This window comes from Duganella sp. GW822-FHT06D06 (assembly GCF_058799615.1).
In genome coordinates, this window is the sequence record NZ_JBXALQ010000025.1 from 24,701 (window position 1) to 47,488 (window position 22,788).

16 protein-coding genes and 1 pseudogene are annotated in these 22,788 nt (G+C 65.0%); 4 read left to right on the plus strand and 13 right to left on the minus strand.

What is annotated here, in order from left to right; translation table 11 throughout:
* The first annotated feature begins 105 nt into the window (after positions 1-105).
* Positions 106-2,832, plus strand: coding sequence for a TonB-dependent receptor (locus AC1RMD_RS29120; RefSeq protein WP_492931995.1), 2,727 nt, complete (start codon positions 106-108; stop codon positions 2,830-2,832).
* 73 nt (positions 2,833-2,905) lie between these two features.
* On the opposite strand, the gene AC1RMD_RS29125 is transcribed toward AC1RMD_RS29120, so the two are convergent.
* The 10 genes from AC1RMD_RS29125 to AC1RMD_RS29170 are packed head-to-tail and all read right to left on the minus strand — an operon-like array spanning position 2,906 to position 16,243.
* The gene (locus AC1RMD_RS29125) at positions 2,906-4,555 is read right to left on the minus strand and encodes a hypothetical protein (protein WP_492931997.1); all 1,650 of its coding nucleotides are present in this window, start codon (positions 4,553-4,555) and stop codon (positions 2,906-2,908) included.
* A 5-nt stretch (positions 4,556-4,560) separates the two neighbouring features.
* The gene (locus AC1RMD_RS29130; protein ID WP_492931999.1) at positions 4,561-6,597 is read right to left on the minus strand and encodes a hypothetical protein; all 2,037 of its coding nucleotides are present in this window, start codon (positions 6,595-6,597) and stop codon (positions 4,561-4,563) included.
* Entirely contained in the window at positions 6,581-7,624 is a 1,044-nt protein-coding gene (locus tag AC1RMD_RS29135; RefSeq protein WP_492932001.1) for a hypothetical protein, read from the minus strand. Before AC1RMD_RS29135 ends, AC1RMD_RS29130 begins: the two co-directional genes overlap by 17 nt.
* Positions 7,625-7,637: 13 nt before the next feature.
* The gene (locus AC1RMD_RS29140) at positions 7,638-8,573 is read right to left on the minus strand and encodes a DUF58 domain-containing protein (protein WP_492932003.1); all 936 of its coding nucleotides are present in this window, start codon (positions 8,571-8,573) and stop codon (positions 7,638-7,640) included.
* Positions 8,574-8,585: 12 nt separating this feature from the next.
* Positions 8,586-9,584, minus strand: a complete 999-nt coding sequence (locus AC1RMD_RS29145; protein ID WP_492932005.1) for an AAA family ATPase — start codon at positions 9,582-9,584, stop codon at positions 8,586-8,588.
* A gap of 2 nt (positions 9,585-9,586) precedes the next feature.
* Positions 9,587-10,207, minus strand: coding sequence for a DUF4159 domain-containing protein (locus AC1RMD_RS29150; RefSeq protein ID WP_161099398.1), 621 nt, complete (start codon positions 10,205-10,207; stop codon positions 9,587-9,589).
* A 10-nt stretch (positions 10,208-10,217) separates the two neighbouring features.
* The gene (locus AC1RMD_RS29155) at positions 10,218-11,555 is read right to left on the minus strand and encodes a TldD/PmbA family protein (protein ID WP_492932007.1); all 1,338 of its coding nucleotides are present in this window, start codon (positions 11,553-11,555) and stop codon (positions 10,218-10,220) included.
* 3 nt (positions 11,556-11,558) lie between these two features.
* Positions 11,559-13,196 (minus strand): TldD/PmbA family protein, encoded by a 1,638-nt coding sequence (locus AC1RMD_RS29160; protein WP_492932009.1) that lies wholly within the window; start codon positions 13,194-13,196, stop codon positions 11,559-11,561.
* Between the two features lie 54 nt (positions 13,197-13,250).
* Positions 13,251-14,588: a TldD/PmbA family protein gene (locus AC1RMD_RS29165; protein ID WP_492932011.1), complete on the minus strand. Its 1,338-nt coding sequence runs from the start codon at positions 14,586-14,588 to the stop codon at positions 13,251-13,253.
* Between the two features lie 17 nt (positions 14,589-14,605).
* Positions 14,606-16,243: a TldD/PmbA family protein gene (locus AC1RMD_RS29170; protein WP_492932013.1), complete on the minus strand. Its 1,638-nt coding sequence runs from the start codon at positions 16,241-16,243 to the stop codon at positions 14,606-14,608.
* Positions 16,244-16,664: 421 nt separating this feature from the next.
* On the opposite strand from AC1RMD_RS29170, the gene AC1RMD_RS29175 reads away from it, so the two are divergent.
* From AC1RMD_RS29175 to AC1RMD_RS29185, 3 genes are all read left to right on the plus strand, one after another.
* Positions 16,665-17,477, plus strand: a complete 813-nt coding sequence (locus AC1RMD_RS29175) for a class I SAM-dependent methyltransferase (RefSeq protein WP_492932015.1) — start codon at positions 16,665-16,667, stop codon at positions 17,475-17,477.
* A 123-nt stretch (positions 17,478-17,600) separates the two neighbouring features.
* Positions 17,601-18,230, plus strand: a complete 630-nt coding sequence (locus AC1RMD_RS29180; protein WP_492932017.1) for a hypothetical protein — start codon at positions 17,601-17,603, stop codon at positions 18,228-18,230.
* Complete coding sequence (locus AC1RMD_RS29185) at positions 18,227-18,931, plus strand: PIN domain-containing protein (protein ID WP_492932019.1); 705 nt, start codon at positions 18,227-18,229, stop codon at positions 18,929-18,931. Before AC1RMD_RS29180 ends, AC1RMD_RS29185 begins: the two co-directional genes overlap by 4 nt.
* Before the next feature lie 5 nt (positions 18,932-18,936).
* On the opposite strand, the pseudogene AC1RMD_RS29190 reads toward AC1RMD_RS29185, so the two are convergent.
* The 3 genes and pseudogenes from AC1RMD_RS29190 to AC1RMD_RS29200 form a co-directional block, all read right to left on the minus strand.
* A pseudogene (locus AC1RMD_RS29190) lies at positions 18,937-19,803 on the minus strand (methyl-accepting chemotaxis protein); the annotation flags it as partial.
* A 724-nt stretch (positions 19,804-20,527) separates the two neighbouring features.
* Positions 20,528-22,228, minus strand: coding sequence for a HAMP domain-containing methyl-accepting chemotaxis protein (locus AC1RMD_RS29195; RefSeq protein WP_492932021.1), 1,701 nt, complete (start codon positions 22,226-22,228; stop codon positions 20,528-20,530).
* 31 nt (positions 22,229-22,259) lie between these two features.
* Complete coding sequence (locus AC1RMD_RS29200; protein WP_492932023.1) at positions 22,260-22,784, minus strand: chemotaxis protein CheW; 525 nt, start codon at positions 22,782-22,784, stop codon at positions 22,260-22,262.
* Positions 22,785-22,788 lie beyond the last annotated feature (4 nt).

Sequence of the window (22,788 nt, forward strand, 5' to 3'; positions counted from 1 at the left end):
CCAATATTCGTTTGACTTGGTTTCTAGTTTTAATACAAGATCGTTTCCAAGCGGCCTCAGAACGCCGTTCAGAAACGACCTTTTACAACACCAGGAGACCTCCAAATGAAGTTGAACACGCACTCGTCCGGCGTCCGTGCCGCCCTCCCACTCACCCCGGTGGCCGCCGCTTGCGCGGTCCTGATCTCGGCACTGGCCGCGCCGCTGCACGCGCAAACCAACAACGCGCCGCAAGCGGCCGAAACGCCGGTGTCGACGGTGGTGGTGTCGGGCATACGACGCGGCATCGAGGACGCGATTTCGGTCAAACGCGACTCGACCTCCATCGTCGAATCGATCTCCGCCGAAGACATCGGCAAACTGCCGGACGTCAGCATCGCCGAATCGATCGCCCGCCTGCCGGGCCTGGCGGCGCAGCGCGTGGGCGGCCGCGCGCAGGTCATCAGCATCCGCGGCCTGTCGCCGGACTTCGCCACCACCCTGCTCAACGGCCGCGAACAGGTCAGCACCGGCGACAACCGCAGCGTGGAGTTCGACCAGTATCCGTCCGAGCTGCTGAGCGGCGTGACCGTCTACAAAACCCCGGACGCCGGCTTGGTCGGCCAGGGCCTGTCGGGCACCATCGACATGCAGACCGTGCGTCCGCTGGCCTTCTCCGGCCGCAACATGTCGATCAACGTGCGCGGCGAGAACAACTCGATGGGCAAGATCGCCAACGCCAAGAACACCGGCCACCGCGTCAGCGCCAGCTACATCGACCAGTTCGCCAACCGCACGGTCGGCATCGCGCTCGGCTTCGCCAACATGGAATCGCCTATCCTCGACAACGAGACCGGCACCTACGAGCCGTTCGACCAGAGCAAGGTCTCCGGCGTGCCGGCCGGCACCTACGTCACCGCCGGCGTCAAGTCGCTGGCCAAGAGCGGCACCCTCAAGCGCACCGGCCTGATCGGCGTGCTGGAATACCGCCCGAACAAGATGTGGACCAGCACGCTGGACATCTTCGCCTCCGAGTTCAAGCAGGTCGACACCAACAACCAGTTCGAAGTCAACCTGGGCGGCTACAACGGCAGCAACAACCCGGTCGGCTTCAACTACAACAGCACCAACATCGTCAACGGCACGCTGCTGGGCGGCACCGCCACCGGCGCCTACCCGCTGGTGCGCGGCCAGTACAACAACCGCAAGGATGAAATCCGCACCGCCGGCTGGGCCAACAAATTCAACTTCGGCGGCTGGTCGCTGCTGGCCGACGCCAACTACTCGGAAGCCAAGCGCGACGAGACCTACCTCGAAAACAACCTGCAACTGCAAAGCGCCACCGGCGGCGCCTTCAACGACCCGCTGATGACGGTGGGCTGGGCGCCAGGCCAGTTCGCCACCATCGCCGGCAAACTCAGCTACAGCGATCCGACCAAGCTCTATACCGGCAACTCGATCTACGGCTACGGCAGCACCTACTCGCCGCACCTGAAGGACACGCTGAAGAGCTTCAAGCTGGCCGCCACCTTGCCGGTGCCGGAGATGATGGACAAATACCTGGCCGGCTTCGACCTCGGCATGAACTACAGCGACCGCACCAAGACCAAGCGCCAGCCGTCGGGCCAGCTGTTCGCCAAGGGCAATCCAACCATCTCCAGCGACTTGCTGTACACCCCGGTCGACCTGGGCTTCGCCGGTTCCGGCGTGGTCCCGTCGTGGAACGTGCCGGGCGTGATCGCCAAGTACTTCGACCCGATCAACTACAGCCTGGCCAACAACGCCGGCACCATCAGCCGCGCCTGGGACGTGACCGAAAAAATCACCACCGGCTACGCCCGCGCCAACATCGACAGCGACTTGGGCGGCGTGACCGTGCGCGGCAACTTCGGCGCGCAACTGGTGCACACCGACCAGTCTTCGCAATCGCTGTACGCCGACAACGGCGGCGCGGCCCATCCCACCTCCGATGGCAAGGCCTACAACGACGTCCTGCCAAGCCTGAACCTGGCCTTCGGCCTGCCGAACGAGCAAACGCTGCGCCTGTCGGTGGCCAAGCAGATCGCCCGCGCCCGCGTCGACCAGCTCAACGCCGGCTTCAACTTCACCGTCGATGCCGGCACCCGCCTGCCGAGCGGCAGCGGCGGCAATGCGCGCCTCGATCCATGGCGCGCCAAGGCCTTCGACATCTCGTGGGAAAAGTACTTCGCCAAGAAGGGCTACGTGGCGCTGGCGGGCTTCTACAAAAAGCTCGACACCTACATCTACACCTTCTCGGAAACCCGCGACTTCTCGCAGTTCACGCCGGGCACCAACGCCATCAGCAACATGGGCCAGTACACCACCTCCTACAATGGCGGCGGCGGCATGTTGAAAGGCGCCGAGCTGTCCGTGTCGGTTCCGCTGGAACTGCTGACGCCCGCGCTGAGCGGCTTCGGCGTGCTGGCCAGCAGCTCGTACACCGAGAGCGGCATCGACATCAAGCAGGTCAACTCGACCATCGGCAAGATCCAGCTGCCTGGCCTGTCGCGCACCGTCACCAACCTGACGATGTACTACGAAAAGAACGGCTTCTCGACCCGCGTGAGCACGCGCCGCCGTTCCGACTACGTGGGTGAGATCGGCAACTTCGCCGGCGACCGCCAGCTGCGTTATGTGGTGGGCGACAGCCCGGTCGATTTCCAGGTCGGCTACACCTTCAACGACGGTACCTACAAGGGCCTGGGCGTGCTGCTGCAGGTGAACAATCTGACCAACGAGGCGTATGAAACCTACGCCAACAGCAAGGACCGCCAGCTGGAGTATGCGAAGTATGGCCGTACGGTTCTGTTCGGACTGAACTACAAGTTCTGATTTTCAGTTCCAAGGATGCCGGCCAAAGTACCAGGCCGGTTTTGATCCTGCAATCAGGGTTGCAGGATCTTTTTTACCGGCGTTGCGCCGACTCGCGATACCACAAGCCCAGCATGCACAGGGCGAACAGCAGCGCAAAAGGCACAGCCGGCAGTGGACGTTCCACTGCCGCGCCGTTGCCCTTGCCAACAGCAGCAACCGCCCGCGCCGCATACACCGCCGTCGCGTCGCGCCGCAAGGCCCGCTGCCAGGCCGGCCAATCCTTCACGTCATACACATACTCGAACGCCGGAGCTTCCATGCCCGCCGCGTTGAACTTCGCCCAGCCGGAACGCTGCGGCCACCAGGCGCCGCAGCGCGCGTCGGCCTTGTCGGCACGCGCCTGCAACGGCAGCGCGGGTCCGCCGTCGGCCGGCTGCACGCTCATTACGGCGCCGCCTTCCACGCACACTTCGCTGCGCAAGCCAGGGATCGGCATCGGATCAGGCAGCCGCCAGCCGGCCTTCTGCGGGCTGGCCAATGCGATCCTGTCCATCGCGCCCTGCCACCACAAGGCCAGGGCCTGCGGCGCGCTGATCGCATAGCGGTGCCAGTCCGATACGCCTATCCACACCACGCGCCCCTGCTGCAAATCGCGCTGCCACAGCCACGGCAGCAGCTTGCCGTCGCGCCCCACCACCGACCACGGCGCGGCCGCGCTGTCGCCAGGGTTCAAGCCGGCCGGCGGCATCGCCAGCACGGCGCCGGCGACGGTGAACTGGCGCGTGTCTTCCTTCTCGGTGGTCGGCGATTGCGGATGCAGGCGCAGGCCGAACTCGCGCTGCCACATGGCGGCGTCGGCGGCGTTCGCGCCCAGCACCACCAGCGGCACGCCTTGCCGCGTCTGCGCCAGCAGCGCGCCGCGCGCCGACGGATTCATATGCTCCACGTAGGCGGCATCGACAAACACCGCGTTGGGCGCCGTCAATGGAGCGCGGGCGGTTTCGCTGCGGGCCACCGCCTTGCCCAGCGCGACGTTCCAGTCGAGTATCGCGCTGCCGTCGGCCAGCAGCTGATTCAGCGCGCGGGCGTCGAACGACGGCGCGTCGAAGCGGCCCTGTATCTGCAAGGGCAGCGCGTCCTTTATCTGCAACGGCACCGGGCCTTGCGCGATCACTTTTCCGGCGGCGTCCAGCAGGCGCGCCTGCAACACCATCGCTTCCGCCACCGGCGGCAGCCATTGCACGCTCAGCTGCGATGTGGCGGAGGCGGCGAGATTCGAATCCGCCAGCACCTGCTTGTTCTCGGCCAGCAGTTGTAGGCGCCATCCGGCCTGCGCCTGCGCGCGCCGCACCGTCAAGGTGAAGATGCGGCCCAGCGCCATCGAACGGGGGAAGTCCAGCCACAGCATGTCGGCGGCGGCAGGCTGCCACTGCACGCGACGCGCAGGCAGGTCGCCCCACTCCGCCGCGCGCAGGCCGTCGCCGCTCAAGCTGATGGCCTGTGCACGCGGAATCGCCAGCAGCGATGCTTCACTGATGGCGCCGTTTGCGCCGGTCGCCACCGCCACGATATTCTCGCCGGTCTGCGGCAAGCGTATGTCGGCCAGCGCGACCGCCAGCGATGCCGACGCCACGACGATCAACGACGCGTTGATCCAGTTGCGCTTGCGGCCATACAGCACGGCGCTGGCTGCGCCGGCGGCCAGCACCGCCGCAGGTACGGCGATTGCGGTGAGGTCCATGTCGATCATTTCGGCTGCTCCTTGCCGTTCCACGCCTGGCGGAACGGCGTATCCGTCGAAGGCCGCGCCTGCAGCAGCACCGGCGCATCCGTCAGCGTGCCACGCAGCCATGCGCGCAGTTCGCCGCGACAGGCAACGCAGCCATCCTGCACGTCCTGCACCGCGCGCTGGGCGCTCAGTTTCTGTTCCTGGTCGGCGATGCGGGCGGCGATGGTGTCGCGCGCGGCCTTGCTCCACAGGGCCGGCAGCGCGCCGTCCTGCGACAAGGCTTGCACCAGTTCGCGCACTTCGGCCGGCACGGTGTCGCCAGCGGCGCCCTGGGCGCGCTTGTAGCTCAACACGCCGACGATGTCGCCGCTCATGCGTTTTTCTTCCTTCAACGCGGGCGGCACGAAGGCGGTGCGGTGCAGGTAGATGCGCTCCGCCGCCTGCAATTCCTTGATCGCCTCCAGCGCCTTGTACTCGGGCGGCAGCGCGGGCTTGGGCGCGATAGCGCGCAGCGATTTCTCGGCATCCCACATGGCCGACAATGCGCGCTTCAATACCGCCTTGGTCTTGGGGTCGAAGATGGTGGCGTTGTCCTCCTGGTCGTGCGCGTGGCCGAACTCCTTCAGCACCGACATGTCGCTGCCGAAGCCTGCCTTGCCGTTGGAGCGTTCCTCGCCTTCGTGTTCATGCTCGTCGCCGAACAGGCTGGATTCTTCGCCGAGGAACTGGCCGTAGCGCAGCCGCAGCTTGGACTGGTCCGATGCGATGGCTTCGCTGCGCTCGCGCAGCGTGGCCGCCGGCATGTTGGGGTGGGCCTGCAGGTCGGCCACCAGCTGTTCGGTGTCGATGATGATCTGGCGCTGGCTGCGCAGGTTTTCAGGCTTGGCCAATGACGGCAACGCGGTCGAGTCCAGGCTCTCCGCTTCCGGCGCGGGCAGGCGCAGCGTGTAGGTCGGCGACTGGGTGGTGTGCGGATGGTCCGGTGCGTTGTCGGTGGCGCGCACGAAGAAGTACAGCTCGTCGCCCGGCTCCATGCCCAGCTCCGCGAGCGTCCACTGCTTTTTCCAGTTGCGGACTTTGGGATCGGACGATTGCGGCAGCGGCACTTCGCGGTCGCTGAAGCGGATGTTCTCGCCGCTGCCGCGCGCCAGCGTCATGTGCAGGCTGGCGCGAACGATGGCGTAGTCGTCGCGGGCGGTGACGGCGATCTGCACGGTCTTCGCGCCTTTGGCGAGGACGTGTATCAACTCGGTGGGTTCGACGATGGTCACTTGCGGCGCCTGGTCCGGTGTGACGCGGATGTTGTAGCGCGTGCCGTTCTTGCCGCGCGCGCGCCAGAACAACGATTCTTCGACACGCTTCAGCGCGCAGGCTTCGGTGACGGGCAGGCTTAGTCCATCGCCCAGTTCCACGACCGGCTGCGGGCCGCTCGGCTTGCGCACGCACCAGCGCACTTCGGAGAATTGCGGCACCTGGATGTCGCGGGCGGCGGTCTCGAACGGCTGGACGCCGGTGTAGGCTGGCGGCGTGACGCGCAGGTAGATCTCGCCGTCGACAATGGGCTTGGCCGCCTGGCTGGTGGCGGGGGTTGCGACGGCGGCGGTTTGCTTGCCGTGGTAGCCCCAAGCGGCGCCCGCCGCCGCAAGGCTGAGCAGGACCGGCACGATGCTGATGCGTACGCGGCTGCGGGCGATGCTGCGATAGTCGCTCTCGCCCAGCACGGAGGCCAGGCGGGCTTGCAGGCGTTGTTGTTGGAGTTTGGCGATCGGCGTGGTGGCGTCGGCGGCCAGCAGCGTGCTGCTGTCTTCCAGCGCGGGGATGGCGGCGTTCAGCCACGAGGTCCATTCGCGCTTGATGCGCAGGCGCCAACGGTAGATGTCGACGGCGAGCCAGATGGCCCACGGCAGTATCGCCGCGATCACCAGCGGACGGGCCGCGTGCAGCAGGGCCAGTGCGATGGCCAGCGGCGCCAGCGCGGCCAGCCATTGTGGCGCGCGGCGGCGCAGGACGGCGGCCCACAGGTGGCGGCGCAGGGTGTCAGTGTCGCCGTGCATGGGTCAGTATCCGTTCGAGTAAAAACAGCGCCAGCAGGGCGAACGCGAGCCACGTGGCTGGCTTGGCGTCGGTGATGGCGGGCAGTGCGATGCGCGCTGCGGACAGCGATTGCGATGGCATCGGGTAGGCCGGCGCGGGGGCTGGGCTGAGCTGGCGCCAGGCTTCATGGAGGGCGTGCGCGGTGTCGGCGTCGCGTGGCGGCAGGGCGTCGGAGGTCCACAGGCGGCCGCGCGGGGTGTCGGTGTATTTCAGTGCGATGCCGTTGATGTTCAGCGTTGCGGCGTTTGCCAGTTCGGGGAACCCGGTTGGCGCGGCGATCCACCAGTGCGGGGCGCGCCAGTTGGCCGGCGGCGCGGTGGCGGATTGCCAGACGATCAACTCGGTGTTTGCGTTTGGTTCGGCGGCGAGCGCGTAGCGGTTTGCACCATCGCCGGCGCGATTGAAGGCGGCGAACAGCGAGCGCCAGGCGGCGCCCTGCTCCCGCGCGCCGGCCAGCACGATGTGGTGCTCGGCCGGCGTCGGCGCTGCGGCGACGGCCGGCGGCTTGGTGCGCAGCTCCACCTGGTGGCTGAATTGCGGCACGCGGGCCGGCATCGCCAGCTGGTCCGCGCGGGCGACGATCAACAGGCGCGCGCTGGGGCGCCAGTCGCGTTCATGCTGGCGCAGCCATTGCAGGCCGTTAGGCGGCAGCTCGATGCGCTGCGCCGCGCCCATGCCGGCGGCGGCAATCTGCTGCTCCGCCCACGCCTTGTCGGCGCCGGCGTCCAGCAGCACGGTGTCGCCACGCCACGGGAAGATGGACGCGACCAGCCAGGCGATCAGCGCCACCAGCATCAGACAGCGCACCAGCAACAACAGGCGGTCGCGCCACTGCCAGACGCGCAACTGCTCCGGCGCGGCCGACGGCAGGAAGCGCGCCGTCGCCAGCGGCTCGGCCTTCAGGCGTTGGCGCTTCTGGCGATGCCACCACACCGGCAGCAACAGCACCGGCAGCGCAAGCCACCACAAGGGATAAGAACTCAGCATCGACAACCCATCTTCATTTTGCGCGCGCTCCGGCCAGCTGCAACCAGCTGCGCAGCACGCCGCCCAGAGGCTGCTCGATACGCGCCTCGTAGTGGACGATATTGTTTTGACGGCAGTTGGTCGCCACCGCATCGAAGTGCGCGCGGCTCTGCTGCCTGTAGCTCTCGCGGTCGGCGTTGCTCATGCGGTGCAAGCCGTCGCTCTGCTCCGGATCGCGATAGGCCGTGCCGGCCTTGAAGCTGGCGTCCACCTCCGCCTGCGTGCGCAAGGTCAGCAGACGCACGTCGTGCCGCAGGCTGCGCAGGCGCAGCAGCGCTTCGCTCAGCGGCGACGGCCAGTCGAGGAAATCGCTGGCGGCGAAAATCAAACTTGGCGAGCGGGCGAAATGCAGGTTGGCCTTTAACACCTCGGCGCTGGGCAGGCTGCCCTCCGGCTTGGCCCTGGCCAGCTGCGCCAGCACGCGCTGCAACTGGCGCGGTCCGCGCGACGCCTGCGTGAACTCGACCTTGCCGCCGCCGCACACCACCAGGCCGAAGGCGTCGCCCTGACGCTGCGCGATGGCCGCCACGCAGGCCAGCACGGTGCGCGCGAACCACAGCTTGTCGACGCCGTTGATCTCGCGGCTGGGCTCCGCCATCGAGGCGCTGGCGTCCAGCCACAGCCAGGTGGCGACGTGGCTGTCGCGCTCCGCCTCGCGGACGAAGTAGCGGTCCGCGCGCGCCAGCAGCTTCCAGTCGACGCGGCGCCACTCGTCGCCCGGCGCGTAAGCCCGGTACTCGGAGAACTCGACGCCGGCGCCGCGTTCGCGGCCCGCGTGCAGGCCGTGGCCCAGCCCCGCCAGCACGTGGCGGATCACCAGCTCCAGATCCTTGGTCTGCGCCATCATCGCCGTCATGGCGGCGGCCGGCGTGGAAGTGCCCGGCGCGGACGGTTTAAAGGTCGATTGCATCGCGGCTCAGGCTTATTCTGGGCGGATATGCTCGCGCAGCGCCAGCAGGATGTCGGCGATCGCCACGCCGTCGGCCTCCGCCTCGAAGTTACGGATCACGCGATGCGCCAGCACCGGCAGCAGCATCTCGCCGATGTCCTCGCGGGTGACGGCCAGGCGGTTGTGCATCAACGCGCGCGCCTTGGAGGCCAGCACCAGCGCCTGCCCCGCGCGCGGTCCCGCGCCCCAGCCCACATGCTTCTTCACCGCCGGCACCGTCGTCAACGCCGGACGGGTGGCGCGCACCAGCCGCGTCGCATACGCCAGCAGGTGGTCGCCGATTTCGATGTCGCGCACCAGCTGCTGCAGGCGCAGCAGGGTCGCCACGTCCATCACCGGGTCGGCGTCCTTCAGTCCGGCGTGGGTGGTGGCGGAGACCATCGCGATTTCCTCTTCCTCGGTCGGATACACCACGTCGATGCGCAGCAGGAAGCGGTCCAGCTGCGCTTCCGGCAGCGGATAGGTGCCGGCCTGCTCGATCGGGTTCTGCGTCGCCAGCACGAAGAACGGCTTGGGCAGCATGTGCGTCTGGCCGGCGAAGGTGACGCTGCGTTCCTGCATCGCCTCCAGCAGCGCCGATTGCGTCTTCGGCGGCGCGCGGTTGATCTCGTCGGCCAGCAGCACCTGCGTGAACACCGGGCCGCGCTGGAAGCGGAACTCGCGCTTGCGCGTCGCATGGTCTTCCTCCAGGATCTCGGTGCCGACGATATCGGACGGCATCAGGTCGGGCGTGAACTGCACGCGATGGAAGTCCATGTCGGTCGCTTGCGACAGCGACTTCACCAGCAGCGTCTTGCCCAGTCCCGGCACGCCTTCCACCAATGCGTGGCCGCCGGCCAGCAGGCAGATGATCAGCGAATCGATCACGTTTTCCTGGCCGATGATCACACGGGACATGCTCGCCTTCAGCGCCGCCACCTTGGCGCTCAGCGCGCCGATTTCATTTTCGCTCCAGGCGATTGCACTATCCAAGATCAAGCTCCCAACGCATATTGAATGATATTGACCGCAAAGCGGGTATTGTCGACCACCAGCCAGCGCTTGTTGCGGAAGTCGTAGTCCCACTCGCAGCCGTAGTCCTTGTTGCTGTACAAAAGCCGCACGCGGCCACCGACCTCCACCGCTTTCAGGTAGTCGTGCACCAGATCGTCGCCCCAGCCGTTGAGCTCCACGCTGGTGTTGGGCGGGCCGTCGAAATGGAAGAAGCTCGAATACACCGGATGCGTGTTCGGGATCTTGTGCAGCGCCTTGGGCCCGAAGATGCGGGCGATTTCGGCTTCGAACGATTTGGCGAACAGGCCGTCGATGTCGTGGTTGCAGTCGTCCACGAACAGGAAGCCGCCGCCCTTGATGTAGCGCTCCAGGTTCTTGCGCTCGGCCGGCGTGAACTGCACCAGCTTGTGGCCGGCGAAATAGCAGAACGGCGCCTCCAGCATCTTTGCATCGGACAGCGCGACGATGCGCTCGACGGGATCAACCCGCAAGGTCGTGTATTCGACCAGCGAGTTGAGCACGTTGCTCGGCATGCGGATATCGACATCCCAGTCGCCCGACTCGTAGGTCAGGCGGGTGAAGTAAAAATCGTAGTTGGCCACAACCCGACCTTTATACCGCGTCCGACAAGGACGTGAAGTTAAAGTCGCGCACCTTCATCGGCGGGATCAGCATCTGGTAGCGCACCTCGTCGCCGCCGATCACCACCGGCTTGCCCAGTTCATCGATATTGTTCAGCATCGATACCGGGCTTTCGTTGAAGCGGAAGTTCTTGATCGGATGCTTGATCTTGCCGTTCTCGATGTAGAAGGTGCCGTCGCGCGTCAAACCGGTCAGCAGCAGCGACTGCGGATCGACCATGCGGATATACCAGGTGCGGGTGACCAGCACGCCCTTCTTGGTCGACGCGATCAACTCCTCGGTCGACTTGCCGCCGCCCGCCATGATCATGTTGCCGTGACGGCCGGCGGCGCGCTGGCCCTGCTTCTCGGCCCAGTAGCGGGTGTAGTCCAGCGAGGCCACCTTGCCGCCCTTGATGACATCCGTGCGCTCGCGCGCCAGCATCGACGCGTCGTCCCAGCCCAGCACCGGCACCTCCTTATCCCAAGGATCGGCCCAGACGTTGACCTGCTCGTCGAACAGCTTCTCGCCCAGACGGTTGCCGCCGCCCTTCTTCGACAGGAAGCTGCGGCCCTCGTCGGCGCGGCGCGCATCGAAAGCGCCGAACATGCGGCCGATGATTTCCGACGTCGCCGCCGGTTCCAGGATCACCGTGTAGCGGCCCGGCTCCAGCGCCTTGGCCTCCACCGATTTCAGCGCTTTTTCAATCGCGATCTCGGACGCTTCGCGCGCATCGAACTTCTTCGCATCGGTGGCCGAGCGCGTGGCCCAGCCCGAACCGCAGCCGTCCTCGGTGCGGGTGGTGATGGTGAAACCCAGGTTGCTCAAGGTCTGGTACCCGAACACGCCGTTCGAGTTCGCCACCGTCTCGAAGCCGGTGGTGTCGCTGAAGAAGCCTGCCGCGACCAGGCCCCGCTTGCGGCAGGCGTTGATGCTGACGGCCGCCACTTCGGCGCGGTATTCGGGATCGATGGCGGCGGTGGCTTCGTTGTAGGTGGAAGAAGACTTGTACGCCTGCTTCTTGATCGCCGGCAGGAACTCGGGATTCTCCGGCGCCAGGCGCGCCACGTCTTCGGCGCGGCGCACCGCGCGTTCCAGCGCCTTGTCGTCGAACTCATTGATCGACGCCGTGCCCTGGCGCTTGCCGAAGGCGACGCTGACGGTCAGCTGCGTGTTTTCGGTCAGGCCTGCGGTCGACACGGCGTTGCGCGCGTAACGGATATTGCCGTTGCGGTTGCCGCTGATCTGCACGCGGCACTCGTCGGCCCTGGACAGCGACATCACCTTGTCGCTAATGCGTTTTGCTTCGTCCTGGTTCAGCATTTTCATTGCTTATCCTATCTTGCGAGCGGTGTTGATGACGTTGATGCCGTTGAAACGCGTGGTCGGCGACCCGTGCGATACGGCGCTGACCTGGCTAGGCTGGCCCTTGCCGTCGAAGAAGGAGCCGCCCATGCGCCAGTCGCGTTCATCGCACAGCGCCGAGCAGGCGTTCCAGAACTCCTGGGTGTTGGACTGGTAGGCCACGTCTTCCAGCTGGTTGGCGATCTTGCCGTTCTTAATCTCGAAGTACAGCTGGCCGCCGAACTGGAAGTTGTAGCGCTGCTGGTCGATCGAGTACGAGCCGCGGCCCAGGATGTAGATGCCCTTCTTGATATCCTTGACCATGTCGTCCGGCGTCAGCGGCTTCTTGCCCGCTTCCAGCGACACGTTGGGCATGCGCTGGAACTGCACGCTGCTCCAGCTGTCCGCATACGAGCAGCCGTGCGATTCCTTCTCGCCGATGATGGCCGCCTGGTCGCGCGTGGCCTGGTAGTTGACCAGGATGCCGTTGCGGATCAGGTCCCAGCGCTTGGAGGCCACGCCTTCGTCGTCGTAGCCCACGCAGCCCAGCGAGCCTGGCGTGGTCTTGTCGGCGACGATGTTGACCAGCTCCGAGCCATACTTGAAGTTCTTGCTCTTCCACTTGTCCAGCGTGGCGAAGCTGGTGCCGGCGTAGTTGGCCTCGTAGCCCAGCACGCGATCGAGTTCGGTGGCGTGGCCGACCGACTCGTGGATGGTCAGGAACAGGTGTTCCGGCGACAGCACCAGGTCGTACTTGCCCGGTTCGACGGTTTTCGCGGTGAGCTTTTCGCGCGCCTGGCGGCCGGCGGCGCGCGCATCCTCAACCAGATCGTAGGCGCCCTTGTACAGCGTGGTGACGCCGCCGGCGGCCTTGATCTTGTTGGCTTCTCTCGCGTCGAAGAATTCATAGCCCATGCTGGCCGGCGACGACAAACCATCGCGGGTGCGGAAGCGGTTGCTGGCCTTGTCGACGGCGGTGGCGGTCAGCGGCGACCACAGACGGTGGATGTCCTGGTCGATGTAGGAGCCGTCGGTGGAGGCGAAGTACTTCTGCTGGTTGACCTGGAACAGGTTGGACGACATGAAGCTGGCGCCCGCGTCCAGACCGGCCTTGTTGGCGGCGATCAGCAGCTCGGCCTTTTCCTTGATCGCCACGCTGCGCCAGTCCTTCTTGAACGGCGTGGCCCATGCCACTTCGCCCACGCCCTTGACCGGGGCCAGCACCACCGGCTCGGTTTGCAGCTTGGCGTTGGCGCGCGCGATGGCGACCGCCTGGCGCGCGGCGGCGGCCACCGAATCGAGCGTCATGACGTTGGTCGAGCAGAAGCCGTAGGCGCCGTTGGCGATCACGCGCACGCCGACGCCGGAGGATTCGGTGTTGACGATGTTTTCCACGTTCAGGTCGCGCGTGGTGAGGAACTGGTTCAGGTAGCGGCCGATGCGCACGTCGCAGTAACTGGCGCCGGCCTTGGTGGCGGCGTTCATCGCGGCGTCGGCCAGCGACTTCTTGAACTGCACCGCCATGGGGTTGAGCAGCTCTTCAGCCGCGATGGCGTTGCCGAAGACCGGTATCAGCAGGCTGCCGCCGGCCGCCGCGCTAACTTTTAGAAATGAACGTCGTTCCACAATAACTCCCTGAAAAATGTAACAGGGCCGGAACTAGTCCGGCCCCTTGATGCTTTAAACCGCGTCGGAAAGCGAGGTGAAATTGAAGTCGCGCACCCGCATCGCCGGTATCAGCAACTGGAACTGCGACTCGTCACCCGACAGGATCTCCGGCCGGCCCAGCTCCTCGATGTTGTTCAACATCGTCACCGGGCTTTCGTTGAAGCGGAAGTTCTTGATCGGATGCTTGATCTTGCCGTTCTCGATGTAGAAGGTGCCGTCGCGCGTCAGTCCGGTCAACAGCACCGACTGCGGATCGACCATGCGGATGTACCAGGTACGGGTGACCAGCACGCCCTTCTTGGTGTTGGCGATCAGCTCCTCGGTCGACTTGTTGCTGCCGGCCATGATGATGTTGCCCGGCGCGCCGACCGCGCGCTTGCCCTGCTTCTTGGCCCAGAAGGTCGAGTAATCGAGGTTGGCGATCTTGCCGCCCTTGATGATGTCCTGGCGTTCGCGCGCCAGCATGTTCTGGCCGTCCCACGGCAGCACCGCCACGTCCTTGTCCCACGGATCGGCCCAGACGTTGACCTGCTCGTCGAACAGCTTCTCGCCCATGCGGTTGCCGCCGCCCTTTTTCGACAGGAAGCTGCGGCCTTCGTCGGCCTGGCGCGCGTCGAAGCCGTTGAACATGAAGGCCAGCAGGTCCGAAGTCGCCGCCGGCTCCAGGATCACCGTGTAGCGGCCCGGCTCCAGCGCCTTGGCCTCCACCGAACGCAGCGCTTTTTCAATCGCCACGTTGGACGCTTCGCGCGCATCGAACTTGCTGACATCGCCCACGCTGCGCTTGACCCAGCCCGAACCGCGGCCGTCCTCGGTGCGCACGGTCACGGTGAAGTCCAGCCCCGTGTCCTGCTGGTAGCCGAACACGCCGTTCGAGTTGGCGATGGTGTTGAACTGGGTGTTGTCGCTGAAGAAGCCGGCCGCCACCAGCTTGTTCTTCTTGCTGTTCTCGATGCTGTAGGCCGCCACCTGCGCGCGGAACTCGGGATCGATGTCGGCGGTCTTCTGGAAGAAAGTCTCGCTGGCCTTGTATTGCTGCTTGGTCGGCGTCGGCATGAACTCCGGATTTTCCGGCGCCAAGCGGGCCAGGTCTTCGGCGCGGCGCACCACTTTTTCCAGCGACTTGTCGTCAAACTCGTTGATGGTGGCCGTGCCCTGCTTCTTGCCGAAGGCGACCGACACCACCAGCTGGGTGTCCTCGATCAAGCCGGCGGTCGACACGGCGTTGCGCGCGTAGCGGATATTGCCCTTGCGGCTGCCGGTGATGTTCACTTCGCACTGGTCGCCCTTGGAAAGGGACAGCACCTTGTCGCTGATACGTTTTGCTTCGTCTTGACTCAAATTCTTCATCTCGTGGTCTCCAGGGCTTAGCCGATTTTGCGTGCGGTGTTGATGACGTTGATGCCGTTGAAGCGCGCCGTGCTGGAGCCATGCGACACCACCGACACCTGCGAAGGCTGGCCTTTACCGTCAAAGAAGGAACCGCCCATGCGCCAATCGCGCTCGTCGCACAGACCGGCGCAGGCATTCCAGAACTCCTGGGTGTTGGATTGATAGGCCACGTCTTCCAGCATCGCGCCGATCTTGCCGTTCTTGATTTCGTAGAACAGCTGGCCGCCGAACTGGAAGTTGTAGCGCTGCTGGTCGATCGAGAAGGAACCGTCGCCGACGATGTAGATGCCCTTCTTGACGTCCTTGACCATTTCGTCCGGGGTCAGCTTCTTCTTGCCCGCCTGCAGCGAGACGTTGGGCATGCGCTGGAACTGCACGCTGCTCCAGTTGTCCGCGTACGAGCAGCCGTGCGACTCCTTCTCGCCGATGATGTGGGCCTGGTCGCGGGTGGCCTGGTAGTTGACCAGGATGCCGTCCTTGATGATGTCCCAGCGCTTGCACTTGACGCCTTCGTCGTCGTAGCCGACGTTGGCCAGCGAACCCGGGGTGGTCTTGTCGGCGACGATGTTGACCATCTCCGAGCCGTACTTGAACTTCTTGGTCTGCCATTTGTCGAGCGTGGCGAAGCTGGTGCCGGCGTAGTTGGCCTCGTAGCCCAGCACGCGATCGAGCTCGGTCGGGTGGCCGACCGATTCGTGGATGGTCAGCCACATGTGTTCCGGCGACAGCACCAGGTCGTACTTGCCCGGCTCGACCGACTTGGCGGTCAGCTTCTGCCTGGCCTGCTTGCCGGCCGCGCGCGCATCCTCGATCAGGTCGTAGGAGTTGGTGTACAGCGTGGTCACGCCGCCGGCCGCCTTGATCTTGTGCTCGGGACGCGCGTCCAGGTATTCGTAGCCCATGCCGACCGGCGACGACAGGCCCTGGCGCGAACGGAACTTGTTGGTCTTCTGGTCGACGGCGGTGGCGAACACCGGCATCCACAGGCGATGCACGTCCTGGTCGATGTAGGAGCCGTCGGTGGAGGCGAAGTACTTCTGCTGATTGACCTGGAACAGCAGCGACTGCATGAAGCTGGCGCCGCCCTCCATGCCGGCCTTGTTGGCGGCGATCAGCAGCTCGGCCTTGTCCTTGATGGCGACGCTGCGCCAGTCCTTGACGATGGGCGTGGCCCACGACACTTCGCCGACGCCCTTGACCGGCGCCAGGATCACCGGCTCGGTCTGCAGCTTGGCGTTGGCCTTGGCGATGGCGACCGCCTGGCGCGCGGCGGCGGCGACGCCGTCCGGGCTCATGTCGTTGGTGGCGGCGAAGCCGTAGGCGCCGCCGGCGATCACGCGCACGCCGACCCCGGCCGATTCGGTGTTGACCACGTTCTCGACGTTCAGGTCGCGGGTGGTGATGAACTGGTTCAGGTAGCGGCCCACGCGCACGTCGCAGTAGGAGGCGCCGGCCTGGGTCGCCGCAGTCAGCGCGGTGTCGGCCAGCATTTTCTTGAATTGCAGGGCGACTGGCTTGAGCAGCTCTTCCGCCGCGATTGCGCGGCCGAAGGCGGGCAGCAGCATCGTGCCCAGGGCCAGACTACTAACATTGAGGAATGCACGTCGTTCCATCGTATCTCCAAAAACGTAACAGCAAGGATTAGATTGCGGGCCGGTCGCCCGGGGTTCTGCTTTTTATTTGCTTTTCTAGCTGGAACTACTTCGTTACCGCTCGTTGCTTTGCACTACACCTGAATATCCGCCGCCGTTTCCGCCGGTTTGGCAATATTAGCGCCGGATTAAGGAAGGGGATAGGCAAAATGTGTGCCACGACCATTCATATTGCAAGCCAGTGTGGCCGGCAGGAATTTCAGGGGTGCAGTGTCCGCAGATCTGTCCGCCGGACTGTCCGCCAGTGTCCGGAAGTGTCCGCCCGGCGTCCGCCGGGGACGTCCGTCCCAATTCGCTTGACCTATAGGCAAGCCTGGACCATGATCGCGCAGGGCGAGCGGCTGCGCATCGTCCAAACAAACGAACCCTCAGGAGACTTTGCATGAAACGTACCGTACTTGCCGCCCTGGCCGCCACCATGTTGATCGCCGGCGGCGCCTTTGCCGCCGAAGACGCCGCACTGAAGGCCGCCGTCGCCGCGCCGTCGCGCACGCCCGCCAACGTCGAGCGCGACGTCTACCGCCATCCGTATGAAACGCTGAACTTCTTCGGCATCAAGCCGACCATGACGGTGGTCGAGCTGGCGCCGGGCGGCGGCTGGTACACCGAGATCCTGGCGCCCTACCTGCGCGAGCACGGCAAGCTGATCGCCGCCGGCAACGACCTGGCCTCGCCGGAAGCGGACGAGCGCAAGGCCGCCGAGCGCTTCATCGCGCGCCTGAACGCCAAGCCGGAGGTGTACAACAAGGTGGCGCTGGGCGTGTTCTCGCCACCGCGCAAGTACGAGTTCGCGCCGGCCGGCAGCGTCGACATGGTGCTGACCTTCCGCAACATCCACAACTGGACGGAGACCGGCCCGGACAACCTGAAGGCGCTGTTCGGCAGCGTCTACGCCAGCCTGAAGAAGGGCGGCGTGTTCGGCGTGGTCGAACACCGCCTGCCGGCCGCCAAGGCGCAGGGCAAGGGCGACAGCGCCGGCTATATGCACGAGAAACAGGTGATAGGCCTGGCCGAAGCGGCCGGCTTCAAGCTGGCCGACAAGTCGGAAGTCAACGCCAACCCCAAGGACACCGCCGAGCACAAAAACGGCGTCTGGGCGCTGCCGCCGACCTACGCCAACAAGGACGCCGACCGCGCCATGTACAAGGCCATCGGCGAGAGCGACCGCATGACGCTGAAGTTCGTCAAGCCTTAACCCTGTCATTGCTGGTGTTTCAAGCTCGCTCTCGCAGGAATGGCATATGATTTAAGGTGACAAACCGACCTGGCCTTCGACGGCCGGCGTCGGTCTTTCTCACAGCCCTGAAAAGAGACGATCATGAAGAAGTTCCAAGAACTAACCATCAAAACGAATAGCACACCGGAAGAAGCTGTCCGTGCCATTGCAACACACCTGCCGCCGCAATGGATGCGCGATGCGAAAAGGGAGGCGGATATCGTTTTGAATGTGGGCGGTAAATTCTTCTGCTTCGAAATCAAAGCGAGCCCTGCTGGGGCTGCAAGACTTTGGGCCGCGCCTTCAGATGGCGGAATTTCGGTGAGAAATATCGTGCCGATAGATAAGTCGGAGCTGACGCCTGATGAGTACAATGAAATCCTTGGTTTATTTGTTCGCGACGCCATCAACGGGCATTTCAAATATGAGATGAGCAAGCCTGAAGTTAAGCTTGTCGACCTGGTTAGCAAAGCTTCCTCAGAAAAGTTCCACGCATTTTCAAGCTGCGCAAACAAGTCGACCGGTCACAGCCATCCTCTCGACGACGCCCGTTGGCTGGACTTTATCTACAGCGTAGCAAAACACCGCGAGTCGCTCGATTCAGACGATCTTCAATTTTTCTTGAGAGAAGATGGCTGGGATGAACAGAGTTCACAGGATCTAGTCGGAGATTTTTCATATGGACTCCGCGCCATGCAACATGCGCTCGCGTCAGCGGAGCGCGGGGAATGATTTGCGACATCCCGACTGCGGCCCAAATAATCGGAGCGTCATCCAAGCCTGTATTACTTGTCGATACATGCTCGCTGCTCGACGTGATACGCACGCCCGTTCGCGACAAACTTAACCCGGATCATATAAAAGGCGGTATCGAGATACTTGACAAGGTTGCGGCGGGTGATCTTCACATGGTGGTGACAACCACCATACAGACAGAGTTTAACGAGCACCTGAGCACCACTTGTGACGACTTGGAAAAAAGCGCAAAGTCCCTGGAGGATAGGACTGGCCACTACATTCGAGCAAGTGCCTTCGCCGGCCTTCCCCTAATGACCGCCGGTTCCCTGCAAGGGGCAACCCTCTCAAAAAAATTATCACGATATTCCACTGACTTACTCGCTCAAGCCATCATCCTCGAACGCGACCTCGATTGCGGTCATCGGGCGCATGACCGGGTCGAAGTGCACAACGCTCCGGCAAGCAGGGGAAAAAGCGAATCGAAGGACTGCCTGATCGTCGAACACTTCCTTGAACTGGTTCGACGGCTGCGAAACGCTGGCTACGCGAGCAAAGCCGTATTTGTCACAAACAACTCAAATGACTACGGCTCACCGAACGCCCCCCGGCCCCCATTGGACAGCGAGTTCGTCAACGCGAAGATCGTCTATTGCAATAATTTTTCCTGGGCGCTTACCGAAGCACTGAAACCTTAAACTGATTAAAAGCGCGTGAACTTGTTCTCGTCGGGCGCACCGTCGGCCACCAGGTCCAGCTTGCGCGCCGGGCGCGCAGGCTTGACGCCCGGCTTCAGCAGCACCGGCCGGCGCGTCGCGCCCCGCTGCGGCGCGTCGTCGACCGCGTACTGCTTGAACACCGCCATCAGCCGGGTCAGCTGCTCGGCCTGCGCGCTCATCTCTTCCGAGGTCGCCGCCAGTTCTTCCGAGCTGGCGGCGTTGATCTGGGTGGTCTGGCTGAGCTGACCAACCGCGCTGTTAATCTGCCGCACGCCGGAGCTCTGCTCTTCCGACGCCGCCGAAATCTCCTGCACCAGCTCCGACGTCTTGCGGATGTTCGGCACCAGCGCGTCGAACATATGGCCGGCCTGCTCGGCCAGCTCGACGCTGTCCGACGCCACCTTGCTGATTTCCTGCGCCGCCACCTGGCTGCGTTCGGCCAGCTTGCGCACCTCGGCCGCCACCACCGCGAAGCCCTTGCCGTGTTCGTGCGCGCGCGCCGCCTCGATCGCCGCGTTCAGCGCCAGCAAGTTGGTCTGGTAGGCGATGTCGTCGATGATGCCGATCTTGCTGGCGATCTGCTTCATCGCCGCCGCCGTGGCCTTGACCACTTCGGCGCCGCGCGCCGCGTCCACCGCCGCCTGGGTGGCGATGCCGTCGGTGATCTTGGCGTTTTCCGTGTTCTGCGCGATCGACGCCGTCATCTGCTCGATCGAGGCGCTGGTCTCCTCCACCCCGGCGGCCTGCTCGCTGGCCGCCTGCGACAGCGATTGCGCGGTCGAGCTCACTTCCTCGGAGGCGCCGGCCAGGCCGCCCACCACCGCCTGCACTTCGCGCACGATGCCCGACAGGCTGCGCGCCAGCCACACCGCCAGCACGCAACCGAGCAGCGCGATCGCCATGTCGATGCCCAGGATCAGCCGCTTGGCGGAGTCGGCCACCTCCGTCATGCCGGCCGAATCGTTTTTGGTTTCGTTTTCGTTGACTTTGAGCAGCTTGCGGAAGGCGGTCGAGATGGCCTCGTCCGCGCCCTTGATGGCCTTGTCCATCTCCAGCGCGGTCAGGCCCTTTTCGTGCATAGCCTCCAGCTGGGTCATGCTGTCGCCGTAGCTTTTGGTGCCGGCCGCGACATCGCCCAGCAAGGTCTGCTCGTCGGCGCTCAGTTTGCCGGCCGCCTTGTAGCTGGCCATTTCCTTGTCGATGACGGCGAGGTCGGAGCGGAACTTGCTGTTGTTTTCGCCGCCGCGCAGGATGTAATTCTTGAAATGATGGACTGCATGGCCATGGGCGGTCACGCCTTCCAGCACGGCGTTCTTGCGCACCAGCGTAACGGTTTCAAAATCGGTCCAGCGCTCGTGCAGCGAGCTCAACTTGGCGAAGGCCACCACCCCCAGCAACATCACCAGCAGCACGATGCCGCCAAAACCGGCATGCAGCCGGGTCTCCATTTTCATCTGCTTGAACATGAGCGATTTCTCCAGTCGGCGGGGGGGGTCACGAGTCATTGTGAACCTATCCGCCGCTGCAATTCTCACCAATATTCACCTGTGGCGTACAGCCCACGTCGCTTGCGCTTCAGAACTTAGTGAAGTGCGATTCGTCCGGTTCGCTCATGTCGGTCATGGTGCGGCTGCCGGCCATGCCGCCCGGGTTGGCGCCGCCCCGACTCCGCGGCTTGCGCGGCTGGCCGGACTGGCGCGCCACCACCGTGCGCATCGGCCGCGATGCGCCGGCCAGCTTGAAGAAGGACATGGTCTGCTGCAGCTGTTCGGCCTGGCCGCTCATCTCTTCGGCGGTGGCGGCCAGCTCTTCGGAACTGGAGGCGTTCTGCTGGGTCGTCTGGCTCAGCTGCGTGACGGCCGAGTTGATCTGGCCGACCCCGGCCGACTGCTCTTCCGACGCCGCCGTGATCTCCTGCACCAGGTCGGAGGTGCGGCGGATATTCGGCACCATGGCGTCGAGCAGGCTGCCGGCCTTTTCCGCCAGCTGCACGCTGCTCGAGGCCACCTGTTCGATCTCCTGCGCCGCCACCTGGCTGCGCTCGGCCAGCTTGCGCACCTCGGCCGCCACCACCGCGAAGCCCTTGCCGTGCTCGCCGGCGCGCGCCGCCTCGATCGCCGCGTTCAGCGCCAGCAGGTTGGTCTGGTAGGCGATGTCGTCGATGATGCTGATTTTCTTGGCGATCTGGCGCATTGCCGCCACCGTCGACTTGACCGCCTCGCCGCCCTCGGCCGCCTCCAGCGCCGCCCTGCTGGCGATGCCGTCGGTGACCTTGGCGTTTTCCGTGTTCTGCGAAATCGACGCCGTCATCTGCTCCACCGAGGCGCTGGTTTGCTCGGTGCCGGCGGCCTGCTCGCTGGCCGCCTGCGACAGCGATTGCGCGGTCGCGCTCACTTCCTCGGAGGCGCTGGCCAGCGCCTCGGCGCCGTTGTTCACTTCCTGCACCACCTGCGACAGCCGGTCGATCATGCCCTGCATCGCCGCCAGCAGGCTGGTGCTGTCGCCGGGCCTGAGGGCGACCTCGGCGCTGAGGTCGCCGTCCGCCACCTGGCGCACGATTTCGGCCGCATAACCCGGATCGCCGCCCAGCTGCCGCATGATGCCGTTGAGGATCAGCATGCCCAGCGCCACCAGCAGCGCCAGCGCCACGCCGGCGCTCGTGTACATCAGGCTGAGCGCGCGGGCCGACGCCTCCTCGGCGCTCTTCACCGCCGCCTCGCCATAGCCGATGTTCAGCGCCACCAGCTTATCCAGGCTGGCCTCGGCGTCGTGAAAGAAGGGGCGGGCCTCGCCGATGGCGGCGTGCAAGGCGGCGAACAGTTCCTTGCGCTTGGCGGCGTCGGCCCGCGCGATCTGGCCGGCCAGATCGCCGATGACGGCGTCGCGCGCCTTCCAGGCATCCCACTGCTTGACGAAGGTCTTCCACAGCGCCGCCTCCTCGGGTTCCTGCGACAGCGGCTCGTAGATCTTCCAGGCCTTGTCGACCGTGCCCCAGATTTCCTGCTTGCGCTTGAGTTCGTGGGCGATATTGTCGACCTCGCCCGGATAGGCGGCGACCACGTCGATGGAGCGGTTGGCCGAGCGCAGCGCCGTCTGCCCCTCGCTGACCTGTTGCAGCGCCTGCACCGACGGCAGCCGGTTGCCGCCGATCTCGGCCAGCATCTCGCCTTCTTTTTTCAGGCCGGCGAAGGCGATCACCATCACCAGCAACAGCGCCAGCACGGCGACCGCGATCAGCGTCAGGATCTTGGTCCTGACGGTTATGGAGGAAAACATGGGCAACTCCCGGTTGTCTGCATTGTCTGTGTTACGAGGCCAGCGGCAGCGCGCCGCCGGAAGCCAGCGCCGCCAGCTCGCTGGCCGCCACCACGTGTTGCACGTTCAGCAGCAGCACGAAGCGCCCCTGCACCTTGCCTATCCCCTGCAGCATCTCGGCGCGCACCTGGGCGCCGAAGCTGGGCGCCGGCTCGACATCGGCCGGCGGAATATCGAGCACCGCGTTGACCGCGTCGACCAGGATGCCGATCACGAACGCACCCTCGTCGCTGTCGACTTCGACCACGATGATGCAGGTGCGCTTGCCGATCGGCGAGGACTGCCGCTCCAGCCGGCGCGCCAGGTCCAGCACCGGCACGGCGGTGCCGCGCAGGTTGATCACGCCGCTGATGCAGGCCGGCATCTGCGGCACCGGCGTCACGCCGGCATACTCCAGGATCTCGCGCACCGCCAGGATGCCGATCGCGAACATGTCCTGCCCCAGCATGAAACTGAGGTATTGCGCCGGTCCGCCGGCGGCCAGTCGCCTGGTTTCGGATACATTCAAAGTATTCATCGCT

What these genes read in the sequence shown, in the direction of transcription:
- AC1RMD_RS29120 (WP_492931995.1), top strand. Translation starts at nt 106, where the DNA reads ATGAAGTTGAACACGCACTCGTCCGGCGTCCGTGCCGCCCTCCCACTC.
- AC1RMD_RS29125 (WP_492931997.1), bottom strand. Translation starts at nt 4,555, where the DNA reads ATGGACCTCACCGCAATCGCCGTACCTGCGGCGGTGCTGGCCGCCGGC.
- AC1RMD_RS29130 (WP_492931999.1), bottom strand. Translation starts at nt 6,597, where the DNA reads ATGCACGGCGACACTGACACCCTGCGCCGCCACCTGTGGGCCGCCGTC.
- AC1RMD_RS29135 (WP_492932001.1), bottom strand. Translation starts at nt 7,624, where the DNA reads ATGCTGAGTTCTTATCCCTTGTGGTGGCTTGCGCTGCCGGTGCTGTTG.
- AC1RMD_RS29140 (WP_492932003.1), bottom strand. Translation starts at nt 8,573, where the DNA reads ATGCAATCGACCTTTAAACCGTCCGCGCCGGGCACTTCCACGCCGGCC.
- AC1RMD_RS29155 (WP_492932007.1), bottom strand. Translation starts at nt 11,555, where the DNA reads ATGAAAATGCTGAACCAGGACGAAGCAAAACGCATTAGCGACAAGGTG.
- AC1RMD_RS29165 (WP_492932011.1), bottom strand. Translation starts at nt 14,588, where the DNA reads ATGAAGAATTTGAGTCAAGACGAAGCAAAACGTATCAGCGACAAGGTG.
- AC1RMD_RS29170 (WP_492932013.1), bottom strand. Translation starts at nt 16,243, where the DNA reads ATGGAACGACGTGCATTCCTCAATGTTAGTAGTCTGGCCCTGGGCACG.
- AC1RMD_RS29175 (WP_492932015.1), top strand. Translation starts at nt 16,665, where the DNA reads ATGAAACGTACCGTACTTGCCGCCCTGGCCGCCACCATGTTGATCGCC.
- AC1RMD_RS29180 (WP_492932017.1), top strand. Translation starts at nt 17,601, where the DNA reads ATGAAGAAGTTCCAAGAACTAACCATCAAAACGAATAGCACACCGGAA.
- AC1RMD_RS29185 (WP_492932019.1), top strand. Translation starts at nt 18,227, where the DNA reads ATGATTTGCGACATCCCGACTGCGGCCCAAATAATCGGAGCGTCATCC.
- AC1RMD_RS29195 (WP_492932021.1), bottom strand. Translation starts at nt 22,228, where the DNA reads ATGTTTTCCTCCATAACCGTCAGGACCAAGATCCTGACGCTGATCGCG.
- AC1RMD_RS29200 (WP_492932023.1), bottom strand. Translation starts at nt 22,784, where the DNA reads ATGAATACTTTGAATGTATCCGAAACCAGGCGACTGGCCGCCGGCGGA.